The sequence below is a fragment of the Pseudoalteromonas sp. N1230-9 genome (assembly GCF_032716425.1).
Lineage (GTDB): Bacteria > Pseudomonadota > Gammaproteobacteria > Enterobacterales > Alteromonadaceae > Pseudoalteromonas.
In genome coordinates this window covers 1,794,306-1,808,988 of record NZ_CP090419.1, presented here as the reverse complement: position 1 = coordinate 1,808,988, position 14,683 = coordinate 1,794,306, and the positions used below count along the sequence as shown (strand labels likewise).

General features: G+C 38.1%; 14 protein-coding genes. 2 read left to right on the top strand and 12 right to left on the bottom strand.

Annotated elements, in window-relative coordinates; genetic code table 11:
* Position 1: 1 nt before the first annotated feature.
* The 10 genes from LY624_RS08445 to LY624_RS08400 form a co-directional block, all read right to left on the bottom strand.
* Positions 2-859: an OmpA family protein gene (locus LY624_RS08445; protein WP_341804329.1), complete on the bottom strand. Its 858-nt coding sequence runs from the start codon at positions 857-859 to the stop codon at positions 2-4.
* Positions 860-867: 8 nt separating this feature from the next.
* Entirely contained in the window at positions 868-1,188 is a 321-nt protein-coding gene (locus LY624_RS08440) for an STAS domain-containing protein (protein WP_054561490.1), read from the bottom strand.
* Between the two features lie 180 nt (positions 1,189-1,368).
* A complete protein-coding gene (locus tag LY624_RS08435) occupies positions 1,369-3,180 on the bottom strand; it encodes a sugar transferase (protein WP_341804328.1) in 1,812 nt (603 codons plus the stop codon).
* 9 nt (positions 3,181-3,189) lie between these two features.
* Positions 3,190-4,269: a glycosyltransferase gene (locus LY624_RS08430; RefSeq protein WP_341804327.1), complete on the bottom strand. Its 1,080-nt coding sequence runs from the start codon at positions 4,267-4,269 to the stop codon at positions 3,190-3,192.
* Positions 4,266-5,741, bottom strand: a complete 1,476-nt coding sequence (locus LY624_RS08425) for a GumC family protein (protein WP_341804326.1) — start codon at positions 5,739-5,741, stop codon at positions 4,266-4,268. The genes LY624_RS08430 and LY624_RS08425 overlap by 4 nt, the downstream gene beginning before the upstream one ends.
* Positions 5,742-5,910: 169 nt before the next feature.
* Positions 5,911-7,047 carry a glycosyltransferase gene (locus tag LY624_RS08420; protein WP_341804325.1) on the bottom strand — a complete coding sequence of 379 codons (1,137 nt, stop codon included), beginning with the start codon at positions 7,045-7,047 and terminating at the stop codon, positions 5,911-5,913.
* Positions 7,044-7,754, bottom strand: coding sequence for an acyltransferase (locus LY624_RS08415; RefSeq protein ID WP_341804324.1), 711 nt, complete (start codon positions 7,752-7,754; stop codon positions 7,044-7,046). The genes LY624_RS08420 and LY624_RS08415 overlap by 4 nt, the downstream gene beginning before the upstream one ends.
* Positions 7,747-9,111, bottom strand: coding sequence for an O-antigen ligase family protein (locus LY624_RS08410; protein WP_341804323.1), 1,365 nt, complete (start codon positions 9,109-9,111; stop codon positions 7,747-7,749). Before LY624_RS08410 ends, LY624_RS08415 begins: the two co-directional genes overlap by 8 nt.
* The gene (locus LY624_RS08405) at positions 9,095-10,513 is read right to left on the bottom strand and encodes a lipopolysaccharide biosynthesis protein (protein WP_341804322.1); all 1,419 of its coding nucleotides are present in this window, start codon (positions 10,511-10,513) and stop codon (positions 9,095-9,097) included. The genes LY624_RS08410 and LY624_RS08405 overlap by 17 nt, the downstream gene beginning before the upstream one ends.
* A gap of 9 nt (positions 10,514-10,522) precedes the next feature.
* The gene (locus LY624_RS08400) at positions 10,523-11,674 is read right to left on the bottom strand and encodes a glycosyltransferase (RefSeq protein ID WP_341804321.1); all 1,152 of its coding nucleotides are present in this window, start codon (positions 11,672-11,674) and stop codon (positions 10,523-10,525) included.
* Between the two features lie 220 nt (positions 11,675-11,894).
* Here LY624_RS08400 and LY624_RS08395 point away from each other — a divergent pair, with 220 nt between their 5' ends.
* Complete coding sequence (locus LY624_RS08395; protein WP_341804320.1) at positions 11,895-12,812, top strand: glycosyltransferase family 2 protein; 918 nt, start codon at positions 11,895-11,897, stop codon at positions 12,810-12,812.
* A complete protein-coding gene (locus tag LY624_RS08390; RefSeq protein ID WP_130149860.1) occupies positions 12,809-13,213 on the top strand; it encodes a response regulator in 405 nt (134 codons plus the stop codon). Before LY624_RS08395 ends, LY624_RS08390 begins: the two co-directional genes overlap by 4 nt.
* Here LY624_RS08390 and LY624_RS08385 read toward each other — a convergent pair.
* Complete coding sequence (locus LY624_RS08385; protein ID WP_341804319.1) at positions 13,186-14,100, bottom strand: endonuclease/exonuclease/phosphatase family protein; 915 nt, start codon at positions 14,098-14,100, stop codon at positions 13,186-13,188. The genes LY624_RS08390 and LY624_RS08385 overlap by 28 nt on opposite strands.
* 144 nt (positions 14,101-14,244) lie before the next feature.
* The gene (locus LY624_RS08380) at positions 14,245-14,679 is read right to left on the bottom strand and encodes an acyl-CoA thioesterase (protein WP_062569076.1); all 435 of its coding nucleotides are present in this window, start codon (positions 14,677-14,679) and stop codon (positions 14,245-14,247) included.
* Between the last annotated feature and the right edge of the window lie 4 nt (positions 14,680-14,683).

The following is a 14,683-nucleotide window of genomic DNA, read 5'->3' as shown; positions in this document are numbered from 1 at the left end:
GTTATTGCTCCTTAGGACCATTTAAGATTTTGGTCCAGCTGGATAATGCATGTTTTTGTTTAGTGGCTTTATCGTCACTCATGTCGATAATAATTGCCTCTACACGCCTATCTGAATGACGTTTTGAGCGTGAGTCAGGTTCGTCGCTGTACGGCGTTAAACTACCTTGTGTTAAGGTTGTTATTGTTGCTGGGTTTACACCATAAATACCTAACCAGTGTTTTACTGTTTCTGCACGCTTAAGTGCTAACTCATAGTTGTTTTGTTGCTGACCACTAATGTCAGCATGACCAACAAGCAGTAAGTTAACCTCATCAACTTGTTTAATTAAGTCAGCCGCTTGTGCTAAACGTGTAACGTATTTAGGAGTAACCTGAAAATCATTCAATGAAAACTGATTATCACTATTTAAAAGCTCAGTGATCTGGTCTTTAATTGATGCTGTCATGTTTTTTTCAGTGTTAGTAACGCCTGCACATTGGCTCATCGCATTAACCGTTTCAAAGTGCTTCGCAAGCTGATTTAAACCGTGATAGTGAATAAGTAAATCATGCTCAGCATCAGACCACATTTGTGCTGCTATTAGGCGTCTTATACGGTTTTCGTATATTTGTGCTTTTAGCAGTTGAGCTGGCATACATTGCTGTATCCCCTGTGCTTTTAATAAATCTAACTTTAAAACATGATGTTCAAATTCGCTCATTACCACGGTTTCTTGTGTGTCGTAAATCATCTCGTGTTGTTCATCAGTAAGCGGATAATTTTGATATTTTTCAGCCCAGCCTCCTTGCCCCTCATCAGGCCAAGAAGCACATCCACCAAGCGTTAGCAAAATGATTGTAAATAGTATGTGCTTCATAAATCACCTCACGCGATATCAGCTTGTTCGATAAATGGAATCGTCTTATCAACTCTTAATAGACTCATTAATTTGTGTGGTTGCCCAGACACATTAAGCAGTGATAGTTTTTGTCCTTTTTTCTCGATGCGTTTGTACAGGAACACCATGGCACCAATTCCAGATGAATCAATAAATGTGGTAGAGCTAAAATCGAGTACCACACTTTGCTGTTTGCCATGCGCAACTTCTTCAAACTGATCTTTAAAGCCATCGACGGCTAGACCAGAAAAGTCACTAGGTAGTGAAATTAGTTTGGTATCGTTAGAAAATGATGTGTTGTTAGCCATGATCTTCACCTTAGTTAAATTGGTTAGTCATAGTAACTAGTACAACTAAAATGCCAGTTTATAACGTTTTGAAATTTAAAGACTAAATGATGGGGCGATGCATAATGCAATTAACTTTTTGCTGTTAATTTGCATTATGCAACGTGATTTGCTTAATTTATTTTGCAAAAAGGACGTGGTTTACTGCCCTTTGCCCGTAAAGACAACTTGTAATGTTTTAATCACAATTGAAAACTCAAGTTTCACCCAAGCACGCGGTGAAGACATACTCAGTGAATAGGCGTAATCCCAGCCAATTTTACTGCGAGCATCGTCTATAGTTTCGTCATAGCCGTTCATCACTTGGGCAAGACCAGAAATACCTGGTTTAACACCGTAAGTACGCTGGCAAAAATAAGGGATGTCTTTTTCTAATTTGCCATAAAATACAGGGCGCTCTGGTCTTGGACCAATTAGAGACATCTCGCCTTTAAGCACATTAATTAATTGCGGAAGTTCGTCAATTCGTGTTTTACGCATAAAGCGCCCTACTGCCGTTATTCTTGGGTCATCTTTACTAGCCCATACAGCGCCAGAACGTGACTCAGCATCAACCACCATAGAGCGAAACTTGTAAACATAAAATAACTCAACGAAGTCATCTGAGCTTTCACCCACTCTAAGTTGCTTAAAGATGATAGGACCTTTAGATGTTAGCTTTATAGCCAGCGCTGCAATTAAACAAACAGGCCAAACAAGACTTAGCGCAAATAAGGCACCTGTAATATCTAAGCTTCGCTTAATGATTTTAATAATCGATTTTGTTGGTTTTTTACTTGCCGTTTTCACCCGTTGCCATGGGTTATTAAAATAACCTTGCTCGTAACGGATGATCCCCCAAAGTGCTAAAAAGTAGCTATTTAAGATGTAATTCACTTTATCGACGATAGGAATATGTTTTTTAATCTCGAATAGCGTTTTAATCGCTTGCACGGTATGAAGTGATAAAATTGCTGTTGCGATAAGTTCAGACCACAACGATTGCGACACGAGGGCTTCTAAAAAGACACAGACATAAATACCCGCTAAAATAACTGGCATCACTCCACGTAGGACTTTATGCGAAAAGAAATTTAGACACGTCCAGCCTAAGCGCGGATTAAGTAATAAAAGCAGTGCTTTAATCTGCTGCCAGTTACCAGCGCCAACACGTACTCTGCGTTTATAATCTTCGCTTTGTTCGTCGCATTCACGTTCGTAAATGACAACATCTTCATCGACAACGGCTTTACCCCCTTTGCTTAAAGCTTTCATTGAGAGCACGAAGTCGTCGTTAATGGTGTTTTTCTCTAATTCATTTGCATACTCAGCACGCATGGCAAACATAGCTCCTGGTACGCCAATCACAGCGCCAAGGTTTGACTCAGATTTTTTCACTTGGTTTTGGTACTGCCAGTAGGCTTTTTGCGCATCTTGTGCATTTTCATCTAAGGTGTAAACACCTGTCGAAATTGCCACTTGCGGATCACTAAATTGCTTAGCCACTTTGTTTAATGCATCTATACTCAATAAAGCACTAACATCAGTGAACAGTAAAATATCATTGTGATATTTTGCCATCCCCATCAAGGTATTTAATCCTTGTACTTTCCCTTGGTTTTCATCACGATGATGAAAGTAACACTGCACGCCTTGTTTATGTAATACCTGCTGTGCTTTAAGAGCTTGTTGATAGCTTTTATCGGTGCAACCATCAAAATAAGCATGAATAGAATAATGATGTGTGTCATAAACTAATGATGCTAAGTTATAAAGTTTTTCTGCAATATGCTGTTGTTCATTGTACGCACACATCAAAACAGCAATATTCGGTTTATAGTTGTCATCAAAAACGGCTTGCTTGTTGTGCTTTTGCTTTTTGCCTGCAACACACTTTAGCAGTAATGGGTAGCCAACATGATGATACGCAACAATACACATTAAAATGATAAATAATGTAGTAAAAATAGTCATGGTTGGCTCCTACACTGCTAATGCAGAATATAAATTGTCGTATTTACTACTCATGGTTTTTGCATCTGCGACTGCAATAGCATGATGACGAATGCAAAGACCATGTGGCAGTTTACATGTTCTCAAAATAGCCGGTGCAAGCTTGTTAAACTCGTTCAAAGACACTAGTTCACCTTCGTTATCTGTGAGAACTTCATGAATACCACCTACATCAGACGCTACAACTGGAATACCACATGCCATGGCTTCAATAATCGATAATGGCAAACCTTCACGTTGTGAATACAAACACATAACATCAATGCTTGAATAAAAGGCTCGCATATCGTGAACGTTGCCTAAAAAGTGCACACGGTTGTTAAGCCCTAAATTACGTACCAAGTTCATTAAAATAACTTTTTGATCGCCATCTCCAGCAAAAACCATATGGTATACTTCAGGTAAGTAATGCAATGCATGAATAAGATCTTTGTGTCCTTTTCCCGCAATTAACCTTGCAGCACAGCCAACTAGCTTAACTTTGTGGGGTAAATTGAGCTGATTTCTGGCGGTTGATTGGTTAATTGCAACAAAATTATCGCAATCTATACCATTTAAAATTGTGCGCTCAGGAATGATTGCTGTTTTAGCTCTAAACTCATCGGCAACAATGTGTGCATCTGCAACCCAATAAATGTTAGTTAGCGAATCAAGTAATTTAGTGAAAGTACATTGTTTAACATTGTTTAAATACCAGGCATCATGAATTGTTGATATGTGACGAACTGAATCACCCGACAATGCGCACGCTAAGCCCGCATAAATAACAGGGCCAACATGATGACTGTGAATAATATCGATATCATGCTCTTTTATTAATGCCTTTATCTTTGCGATAACAGAAATACTCACGCCTGGTTTTTTGTTTAAGCAAATAACACGATGGCTAAATTCTTCTAATTCTGGCCACTGTTCAAAAGCAGAGTGTCTGTCTCCTTCGAGCGAAACAATAATACTCGAGCTACTAAATTGACTGTTTTTGAGCAAAGTAATTGCCATTTTTTCTAGGCCACCTACTTGTAGGTGTTGAACTAAGTGCATGACATTCATGATTTATCTCCTTCAATATTACCGAAGTTAGTTTCGGCATTGACGATAGGAAGTACTGTTACCACCTCTGCGCTGGTAAGTTTTTCTATGGTTTTAATATCTTTTAAGTGACTATCACAAAGTGCAGCAACAAATACGCTTGCACTACCTGTGAAAATCCCAAGCACAATGCCAACGATAACGGTCATCAGCATTGAGGTATTGATAGGTTGTGTTGGGCTATAAGCTCGTTCGATAGTTTTAACTTTGTCAGGTCCTTCGTATTTAACTAATTTGCCTGTGACTCTGGCCATTTCGTAACGGCTAAGCATGTCTTTATAAAGTGACTGTTTAACATCGTAATCACGCTCTAGTTTACGTAATTGTCTTTCTACATCACTGGTTACTAACAGACGTTCACTGACAAGCTGCACTTGCTCTTCGAGCATTGCAAATTCTTGCTCTTGCTGAAGTAAATTATTACGGGCCTCTTCAAGCGCAAGAAGTTGTGAAACTAAAACGCTGTTCTCTTTACCATCACCGGACGGAAGCGTATTCACCATTTGCCATAACTGATCAAGATTCGTTGTGTCTAGCTCTTCACTAGATGCTAACAGCGCCTGTTGGCGACTTTTTAAGTTTGCCAGTGTGCGTTTTTTCTCGATAATCTTGCTATGTTTATCGGTATAGCGTGTTCTCAAAAGACTTAATTCAGATTCAGTACGAATTATCTTCTCTTCTAAATTGCCTAAAATTGGATTGGCTTGTCCAACTTTACTCACTAAGGCATTCAGTTTTGCTTTAGCCCCTGAAAGAGCAATCAGCTTTTGTTGTTTTTCACTTAGTAAGCTGTCGAAGGTTTGACGATTGCTATGTAAAACATCGGGTAAGGTGTTACTGTTTTTGGTTTTAAAATCAGCCAGTGCTTCTTCAGATAACTCAAGTTCTTCGCGTAAACTATCCAGCTGCTTAAAGAAAAACTGCTCAGAAGTATCAAGTGACGCCTTTGTTGGTGCTAATAAACGTTCAATAAATTTTTCTACCACCTTTTCAAGCACTGGCTTCATTTGTGATTGGTCATGCCAAATAAAGTTAATGCGGACCAGCTCATCGCCAATTAACGAAAGTGATAACGCTTTAGATAGTTTTTGATGAATTTCTTCAACTTGTTTTGGCGTAGCATCTTCAGCTATTAATTGGGTTTCTTTTGCTACAGCAATAAGTACCTTACGGCTGATAACTAAGGTACGCAGTGCTGCCATACGATCAGAAAGCTGAAACGAGAAAGACAGATCATCTAAGTAAGGATTAAGTAGTGCTGACTCTTCAATTAAGATGGTTGCGTGATTGGTATATTGTTTTTGCGCAGATAAACCAAGTGCAATGACGACGATTGGCACAATGCAAAACGGAATAATAAAGAGCTTAATACGCGTGTAAAGCGCATAAAGCCCTAAATAAATTAACCGTTTGATCTGCTCTTTAACTAACATACTTTACCTTTTGCTTTGCATTTTGCGAAATTGCTCGGTTTTAATTTGCAAATTGATAAAAACAACCGAGATTTCTATAGATAGTTAGTTAATTGCAGTTAGTGAGCCAAAATGAAAAAATCCGCATCTTGTACTGGTACAAAATGCAGCTTTGGGTAGAAAGGCTTGTTTAGCAAAACCTAAGTTGTTTACAGACTAACTTGGCTTTTGCTTGCCAGCTATGATCACTTGCCTGCTGAGATTGATTTGCTCGCCAATTCAAGTTGTTTGATTTACTTAGACTAACAGCATAGTCTACACGCTCAATAAATCCCTGGTGGTTGTCTGCTATCAATATGGTTTCTTGGTATGGGTTAACCGCAGCAAAGCGTGTTGTCACAATAGGTGTGCCTGTGGCAATGTATTCTTTTAATTTAAGTGGATCACAGGCTCTGATCTGCTCATTGTCAACAAATGGTAAGATAGATACCTGCCAATGCTGAGAAAATGAAGCTAAGCGATGATGATCTACAGTCGGTATATGGGTTACATTGTCTAACTTGAGGAGAGCAGAGAAGTCTTCGACAAGGTGGCCTATCAATACTAATTGATACTCAGGCCTTTCTTTGGCTAGTCTCAACAGTAAGGCTTTATCGAGCCAAGCATTCAAGGAGCCGTAAAAACCAATAATAGGTTTGCTTATTCGCTCTAGTTCAACGGCTTTTGTGGTTTGCGTGGTAAAAAGTTCTAAATCGACGCCGTGAGAAAGCATTTTAACTTTAGACTTTGGCATTTTGTTGGCAAGAAACTCACTCACAACATAGATGGTGTCTGATTTTGCGATAAGGTCACTTTCAAAAGGCGCGACCATTTTATGATCAACACCCGCAAGTGCCGAGAAGTCATCTCCACAGTAATAAATGACTTTATCCTGCACTCGCGGTGAAATTAGACTAATTGCAGTAGGCACACTAAGCCAATAAACAATTGGCTCATCATCTATGAAACCTTTTTGATTAAAAATCCATTTATTAAATAGCCTTACTATAACGTTATCGTGCCAAGGTAAAAACGCTAATGTGTGTGCTGTTAAATTAATGTTTTGGCTAGTATTCGTTGTTTCAGCTTTTGGCCTATTGCGCTTAGATAAAAAAAGGCTTTTTAATTTATTAAAAACTCGTTTCACATCAATCAAGCGAAGTGTTGGTTTTCGCATACCAATCGAGTTAATCCAAATAACCTGATGTTGTTTTGCTAGTTGTTTAAATAGGTGCTGTGTACTACTTGGGTGGCTTTGCCAGTCTTCGCCGAATACAATAAACTTCATAGCGAATCCTCCAGCTGTTTAACAATTTTTGCTGGATTACCAGCAACAATAGTATTTGCTGGCACATCTTTAGTAACTACAGCACTTGCAGCAACTATGGCACCCTCGCCTATTGTTACACCTGCAAGCACAGTTGCGCCGGTGCCTATCCAAGCGCCTTGTTTGATAATGATATCGCCAACTTGTGAATCGTCATCAGGCTCACCAAGAGCACGACGTTCAGAGTTTAGAGGGTGACCAGGAAAGCCAGCTAAAAATACCCTGCCCGCTAAACGCACATCATCTTCTAGTACAATTTTACGACCAACAGAAAACGCATTTTGCCAACCAATATCCACATTACTACCAATAATCAGTTTGGGGGGGTAATTACCATGACTACGCCCACAAAAAGTGCTGATGCCACTAATTCGCGTGTTGTCATTACAGCTAATTTCAAGTTTTCCTAATATTTGCGGCATGCCAGAATACAGGTATAAATTTGCTTTTGAGCCCTTAATTTGGCTTTTAAATAGTGGTGTGTAATAAAAAATGCGCCCTAGCTCACTTACTAAAGTTTTAACCAATAAATGCAGTTTATATATTAATGAATGAATACCTGGGATCACCCACATTTGCGGATTGCGAATCGATTTTGCAACTTGAAAAAGCGATTTTGCAATTGCACTGTCGCTTGATTTAAGCCAGTGTTTAATTTGTTCACTCATGTGAAGTCTCCCTTTGTTTATCAATTACAAGCTTTTCTAAGGCAATAGTTAAAGCAAGAATGATATAAATAGGCCATGTAAATGCCTGAGTTAAAAAGGTTCCTGATACCATAAAGCCAATTAGGCCGCCCTTTAGCGCTTTCGCATTTACATCTATTTGTTTGTCATTAATCTGTTTATTGATTAAAAAAACACGGTTTAAGGTGCGATAAATACAGGCAATCACGAGTACAAAAATGCATATTCCTACGATGCCTGTTTCACCTAACACCTGAAACCATGTACTGTGTACTGCATGATTCTTGCCATCCCAATGTGGGCTATAAAAATAGTAGTTAACGACAAAGTTATTAACCCCAACCCCAGTTAATGGATTATGTATCGCCATATTGATTGCCGCTTGCCATGCGTAGATACGGCCCATTGCTGATTCATCTACTCCCCCTTCGTGTGAGCCACCACTTTGCCTGTCTGCGATACCCGCAAATGCAACCATAGCTAACATGCCTACCGCACCAATACAGCCAACAACAATTGGGTTTTTAACTTTTTGATAAATGAAAAAACTAAGTACAGCAGCAATGCCGAGTAAACCACCTCGACTTTGCGTCGCAACTACGCCACTAATTGCCGTGATCAAACAGATAAAGGCTATGATACGTCTTAGTTTATGCGCATTTGAATCAAACACTTCGGCTGCTAAAAAAGACACAGGGAACATCATTACCAGCGATAAATCGTTTGGGTCACCTAACTGTGAACGCAGCTCACGAGAAATAGTGACGCGGGTTCCTTCAACTAGACCAATTCCATTCATTTTGTTACTCAGGGCAACCAAGGCAATAGCGGCTCCTGAGATCATGATGCCAATTCTAACCACATTAAAATGCTTTAATGTGCTCATCCACCAGGAGATTGCAAATACCATAATAAGTACTTTTGTCAGTACTCCTGACCAGTACTCCATCGCTAAACCCCGATTAGAGGCACTAAAAACACAAACAGTCAGCCAAATAAACCAAGCAAAAAATATCAAATGATTAGTATGCCAGTGTGGCTTTAATTTTTGTGAGATAAACAGATGCCAAACTATTCCCAATAAGGATGCAAGCGCGAGTAACTTAGGAATTTTAAAAGGCATTAAAAAAGGAAAAGCTTCGTGCAATCTAAAGTAGCTGAATAAAATAAACAAAATTATAAAGGCCACACTTACCTTCACTGCAGTGAAAGCGGCAAAAGGTAATAGCAGCAATGCAAAAACTGCTATTGGGCCTAATGTGGCATAGGTAACAACCACAAGTAAGGTTACTAAAATGCCATTAATGAATAATTGATTTTGTTTATAGTAGTTGAGCATAGTGATGCTCCTTCATTAAGCTTTTTATTACTTGCTTAATTAATGCTCTATATTGATAGGCCAGACCAACAAGATAGATAAAGCATATGATCCATTTAGCAAAACTAAGTTCGCTAAACTGTAAAGTGATGAGTGTTATAGATCCTAATGCTAACCAGCTTGGTATTAAGGCCGCAAAATTTAGCTTTAGAGGTTCTAAATGCTGACTAACAGAGTAAAGGCAAACTAATTTAAAGCTTTGCATAATGATTAACGCCAAAATAGCGCCTTCAACTCCAAGTTTAGGCACTAAAAAGTACAGTAAGCTAAGACCTAAAAACGCTGTAAAGAAGTTTATAATGGATACAAACACCCCATTTTTGTGCATGTAGCAACCAATATTAAAAATATCGCTATGATGGCGTATGGAAACAACAATAATTAATAGAATCAGCCAGCTATCTTTACCGTGGTATTCAGTAGGTAGCACTGAGTTTAGTGCGATTGGTGCTAGCACACTCATTAAAACACACATAGCTAAGCCTGCATTTAATGAGGTTATTGCATAATTTTGATATTGCGTTTTATCTTGCTTAATTAAGCTAAAACGCTTGGCGAACCACCAAAGCCTAATTGGCTCAAAGGTAAACGAAGTAATAATGGCAAATTGCGCAGCTACGTAATAACTAGCCAATACACTCTCGTTAAATTCGGCAACGATGAACCAGTTCTCAGCCCCATTACCAGCATACACAAACAAACCTGATGCGATAATTGAGGTTAAGAAGGCAGTCTGTGATTTTTTTATTTTCCAGCTAAAGCGTGAATAGCTGACTTTAAGAGCACTTCTCATGTCACTTAAGCTTAAACACATTATAATGAAAGTGCAGACAACACCAGAAACCATTACACCGGTTACACTAAGGCCGAGGACTAATAAAGTGATTGTTAAACAAGTTTGTATGACAGCATGCGCAATACTAAAAAAACAATACTTTTGCGCGTAACCAAATAACCGATAGTAGGTGTACGGGATAGCAAGTACCGAGGCAAAAGTTAAATTTATAATAAGTAACCTAAAATCAATTACCTTTATTTGTGCAGGTAAAGTTGTGATTATTTGCTCGCTAAATACAAAGCTACAGACTAAGAATAACGCGCTAAAGCAGATTGTTAATACCAGAGCATCTCTAAATAATGCCATTTTCTCACGAAAAGATGTGTACTGTTGTTTTAGTAATAGCTCGGGTAAGCCAAGAGAAACCACTAAAGAGCATAGCGCCGACATGGTCACTAAAAAGTTCAGCTCACCAAACTCGCTCTTTTCTAAAAAGCGAGTTGTAATTGGTAAGAGCAAAAAGCCCAATCCTTTCACTGCAAAGATTGCTAGAGCAAAATAACCGATTTGTTTTAAGCTACTCATAAAACCTCCCTATAAAGATTCAACCCATTTGGAAAGCTGCTGTGCTTGCTTAACTGCGTTGTAATGCTCGTTAACATGTTGCTTTGCATTTTGACCAAGCAGATAACGCTTATGTGGTGATAGTTGGTGAAATTTATAAAGCATTTTGCTGAGCCCTGAGATACTACCAGGCATACACTTCATACCAACACTTGGGGTAACAATTTCGTTTGCTCCCATTAAAGTGGTAGTCAGTACAGGAAGGCCACAGGCCATGGCTTCTTTTAAAACTAATGGGCCTGTATCACGGTCGCCATTTTCTGCGACACAAAAAGGGGCGATAAGCGCAGAATAGTAAATCAGGTTTGAGCTAACCCAATCATGAGGTTTTTCGCCTAAAAAGCGTATAGATTTGCGAATACCTAACTCTTCAGCCATATACATTAAATCGTTAAGCATTGGGCCGTCCCCTATTATATCTAGGGTTATGCCAAACTCTTTTGGGATATGCTTAAGTGCAGGTAATAGAAATTGTAAACCTTTCTTCTCGACAAGACGGCCGATAAAAATCAAACGTACAGATTCATTAAGTGAAGAAGGCGCAAATTTAAATTGGCTGGTGTCAATACCGCAATGCAGCAATTTAACATTGCTCTTCGAAAAGCGTTTAAATTGCATAGCCATTTCTTCACAAACAGCTATCGAAAAATCACACAGTGCTAATTTTGGTTTTAAGTCAGCATTGTTTACGTAGACGTCATGACCGTGGCCAATAGAAGAAACTGTAATGTCCGCAATTTTTGCAGCAACTATACCGTATGAAAGCGGACCATGCATAAAATGACAATGCAAGTGCTCTATCTTTGCGGCTTTTATATAGCGTGCAATTTGATAACCATAAGCAAGCAATGATTGCGTTGAAATTGATTTAAACTGTGCTGCTGTATAGGTTGCTTTAGCCAACTTAGAAATGTTTAAGGCGGCTGGTAAAATTAACTTAAATGCTGGCTTTAAGATCACTTTTACTTCGATCGCGCAGCTTAAATTAATCAACACGCTGGTTTTTTCAAATGTAAAAACTGTCACTTTGTGACCAGTATTTAGCAACGCTTTTATTTCTGTTACAACAAAAGTTTCTGATGCAATTGGAAAGCTTGGGACTAAAATAGCAATGTGCTTCATAAAAACGCTCCTATAAAAACTATTAGGAGAGCTAGGGCAAGTTCTATACCCAATAAAAAAGCTTATAAATTCCCAAAATGAGATAAAATCTTGCTCAATATTTGCAAAATGCAATGCACAAAGAGAAAAATACACACTGTATTGTTCATATATACAATTTTAAGCTGGCGTCTAAATTGCGTGGTTGTTTTAAACAAACCAATTATTCGGAGCGACTATTATGCCCTGCCAAGTCAGTATTATTATTCCAAACTACAACTGCTTACAGTATTTAGATACATGTATTAACAGCATTTATCAGCAAAAAAATGTTCTGTTCGAAATCATTATCGTCGATGATGGATCCACTGATGGCAGTATCGATTATATACAACAACTAGCCTCTGAAAAAAAAGAAGTACGGATTTTTAGCCAACAACGCAAAGGTGTTGTTGCAGCACGAAACCTTGCAATCACTCAAGCAAACTCAGAGTACCTCGCTTTTTTAGATGCCGATGATTATTGGTCAGCAGATAAACTTGCAACTCAGATAGCATTTCATGAAAAACACCCAGATTGCGTGTTAAGTTTTACTGACTACATGCATTTTAATGAAAAGAACGAGGACATCATCGGCTGTTTTGATTACTGGCCCGAATTTAAATGCAATAAAGAAAACACAGACTTCCAATTACTTGATAATCCAATTAGTCAAATGATCACCACCAACATTGTGGGAACTTCGTCAGTCATGGTTAAACGCTCAGCCATGGTTAATGTGGGTGGTTTTGACAACAAATTAAGTAGCGCTACCGATTTAGATTGCTGGCTAAAAATAGCTAAACATGGTGATGTTGCCTATTCAACGCTGTGCGCAATGCACTATCTAATGCGTGCTAACTCTATTACATCAAATAGAGAAAATAGACTAGCGTCAATGGTTGAAATAATTAATCGTAACCAATCAGTTGTATCGAATAATGAACTGAAGAAAATTAAAGCTCGTTTAAGCGAATGCTATGGTGAGTTCTATCGTGAACTTGGTCATTATTCAAAGGCGTTAATGTATTCAAACAAGGCTTTTTGGTTGTACCCACATAAACGCAACCTGAAACATGTTTTGTATGATTTAAAACATCTTTTAGGAGCTCATTCATGAAAAGTACAATTGTAATTATTGATGATGATGAAGCCATTTTACGGTCGCTAAAACGATTATTAGGTACTAACAACCATGTGATTTGTTTCAGCGACCCTCTATTGGCAATTGAGTATGCGCAGAAGAGTCAGATTAGTTTGGTTATTTGTGATCTGTTGATGCCTGCTATTAGTGGTTTTGCTGTTTTAGAAGATATTAAACAAATACAACCTAACTGCTCTCGACTTTTAATAACCGGTTATGCAGACCTAGAAACATCTAAAGATGCCTTGAATAATAAACTTGCCAATATGATCACCGCAAAGCCATGGGATAATTTTGAGCTAACCATGCTAGTTGATATATTAATTGAAAATAGCCATCTTAAACTTAATCAATGCTTTGAAAATGTGAGTTCATAGTGCAGCAGTTTGTGGTCGCTGCCGTTGACAGAGCTAACACCAACATTAGATAAAGAAACATCTTCACTCACTAAGCAATGATCTATTGGTAAACCCAAAACTTTTAAATCACTTAGCTGATTTTTCAAAGACCACGTTGTATAAAAACCTGTGTGATTAAAACAACTGCTTTTATTATTTATAAAGAACCGTGACCAAGGTACTGTATTAAAATCACCAGCAACGAGCCAACTCCCCTTTAACTTTGAAATTTCTTTAGCAACTTCACTTAAAACTAAGTTTCTCTGACTCCATAAACTTTGAGTCCTAGGTGATGGAGGATGTAAAAAAACACTATTTAACATAACGTTATTGTGTAAAAAACTAAGCTTTACGTAGCCAAGTTTAGGGTTATCAAAGCGTTTAATTTGTCTTTGTACGATTGGTAGTTTTGAAATCACTATAATGCCAAATGGTGCCCCTTCAACTTCAGCATAACCAAATAAATGATATTTCGTGTTGAGCTCATCAAGCATATGACGCTGTGTGTCATTAAACTCAAATAACACGACAATATCATTTTGTTTTTCTATAAATTGGTTAGTGATGATATTTGCTAAGTTGGGATTACTATATTGCAAGTTTAACTGAGCGACTTTGATATCTGTGTTTTGAATCTCTTCAGCTGACGAGTAAGGCTTAAAATGAAATAGCACTAAGCCAATACTTAAAACAATTAAACTAAAAGAAAGCTTTTTGCTCCATGGCAATATTAGTATTGCTGGTAAAAAACTGCATATAATCAACACGCCTCGCAAAGCAGATGCTAAATCAAACAAGTAATAATCGAACTGATTAAAAGCCAGCAATAGAATTAATAGATAAATGATCAATAATATTAAACGCATCGCTCTCCTCCTCTGATAATTTATAGCTGCATATTTTGTTCCTTGCTGAGAGATTGATATGGCAAAAATAGTATGATGTGTTCTTTAGGCGTAATAAATTAAGCACCCGAAGGTACTTAATTTATTTAAAACTTATAGTAAGTGTTATTCGAAACCATTGATCATCTTATCGCAAACTACCGGTGTTGGTCTGTGGTTATCATCAACAGCTACAAACGTGAAGCTACCTGAAATAGCTAAATGCTTATCATCTTTATGCATTCTTTCTAAAAAGATTTCTACGTCTACTTTAAGGCTGGTATTGCCAACGTGAACAACTTTTGAAATTAGCTCGGCGAATGTACCTGCCGGAATAGCCTCTTTAAAATCAACACGGTCAGACGAAATCGTTACAAGTGGCTTACGACAAAAACGGGTTGCTGCAATAAAGGCGACTTCATCCATCCAAGCTAGCGCATCTCCACCAAATAATGTGTTATGGTGATTTGTACGGCCAGGGAAAACAGTTTTTGTTACTGACGTTGTTGAGTCAATAATACGCTGTGCAATAATAGCGTCACGATCGATTTGTTGTGTCATAGTC

Coding starts and splice junctions, on each gene's coding strand:
- LY624_RS08445 (WP_341804329.1), bottom strand. CDS start 859: ATGAAGCACATACTATTTACAATCATTTTGCTAACGCTTGGTGGATGT.
- LY624_RS08440 (WP_054561490.1), bottom strand. CDS start 1,188: ATGGCTAACAACACATCATTTTCTAACGATACCAAACTAATTTCACTA.
- LY624_RS08435 (WP_341804328.1), bottom strand. CDS start 3,180: ATGACTATTTTTACTACATTATTTATCATTTTAATGTGTATTGTTGCG.
- LY624_RS08430 (WP_341804327.1), bottom strand. CDS start 4,269: ATGAATGTCATGCACTTAGTTCAACACCTACAAGTAGGTGGCCTAGAA.
- LY624_RS08425 (WP_341804326.1), bottom strand. CDS start 5,741: ATGTTAGTTAAAGAGCAGATCAAACGGTTAATTTATTTAGGGCTTTAT.
- LY624_RS08420 (WP_341804325.1), bottom strand. CDS start 7,047: ATGAAGTTTATTGTATTCGGCGAAGACTGGCAAAGCCACCCAAGTAGT.
- LY624_RS08415 (WP_341804324.1), bottom strand. CDS start 7,754: ATGAGTGAACAAATTAAACACTGGCTTAAATCAAGCGACAGTGCAATT.
- LY624_RS08410 (WP_341804323.1), bottom strand. CDS start 9,111: ATGCTCAACTACTATAAACAAAATCAATTATTCATTAATGGCATTTTA.
- LY624_RS08405 (WP_341804322.1), bottom strand. CDS start 10,513: ATGAGTAGCTTAAAACAAATCGGTTATTTTGCTCTAGCAATCTTTGCA.
- LY624_RS08400 (WP_341804321.1), bottom strand. CDS start 11,674: ATGAAGCACATTGCTATTTTAGTCCCAAGCTTTCCAATTGCATCAGAA.
- LY624_RS08395 (WP_341804320.1), top strand. CDS start 11,895: ATGCCCTGCCAAGTCAGTATTATTATTCCAAACTACAACTGCTTACAG.
- LY624_RS08390 (WP_130149860.1), top strand. CDS start 12,809: ATGAAAAGTACAATTGTAATTATTGATGATGATGAAGCCATTTTACGG.
- LY624_RS08385 (WP_341804319.1), bottom strand. CDS start 14,100: ATGCGTTTAATATTATTGATCATTTATCTATTAATTCTATTGCTGGCT.
- LY624_RS08380 (WP_062569076.1), bottom strand. CDS start 14,679: ATGACACAACAAATCGATCGTGACGCTATTATTGCACAGCGTATTATT.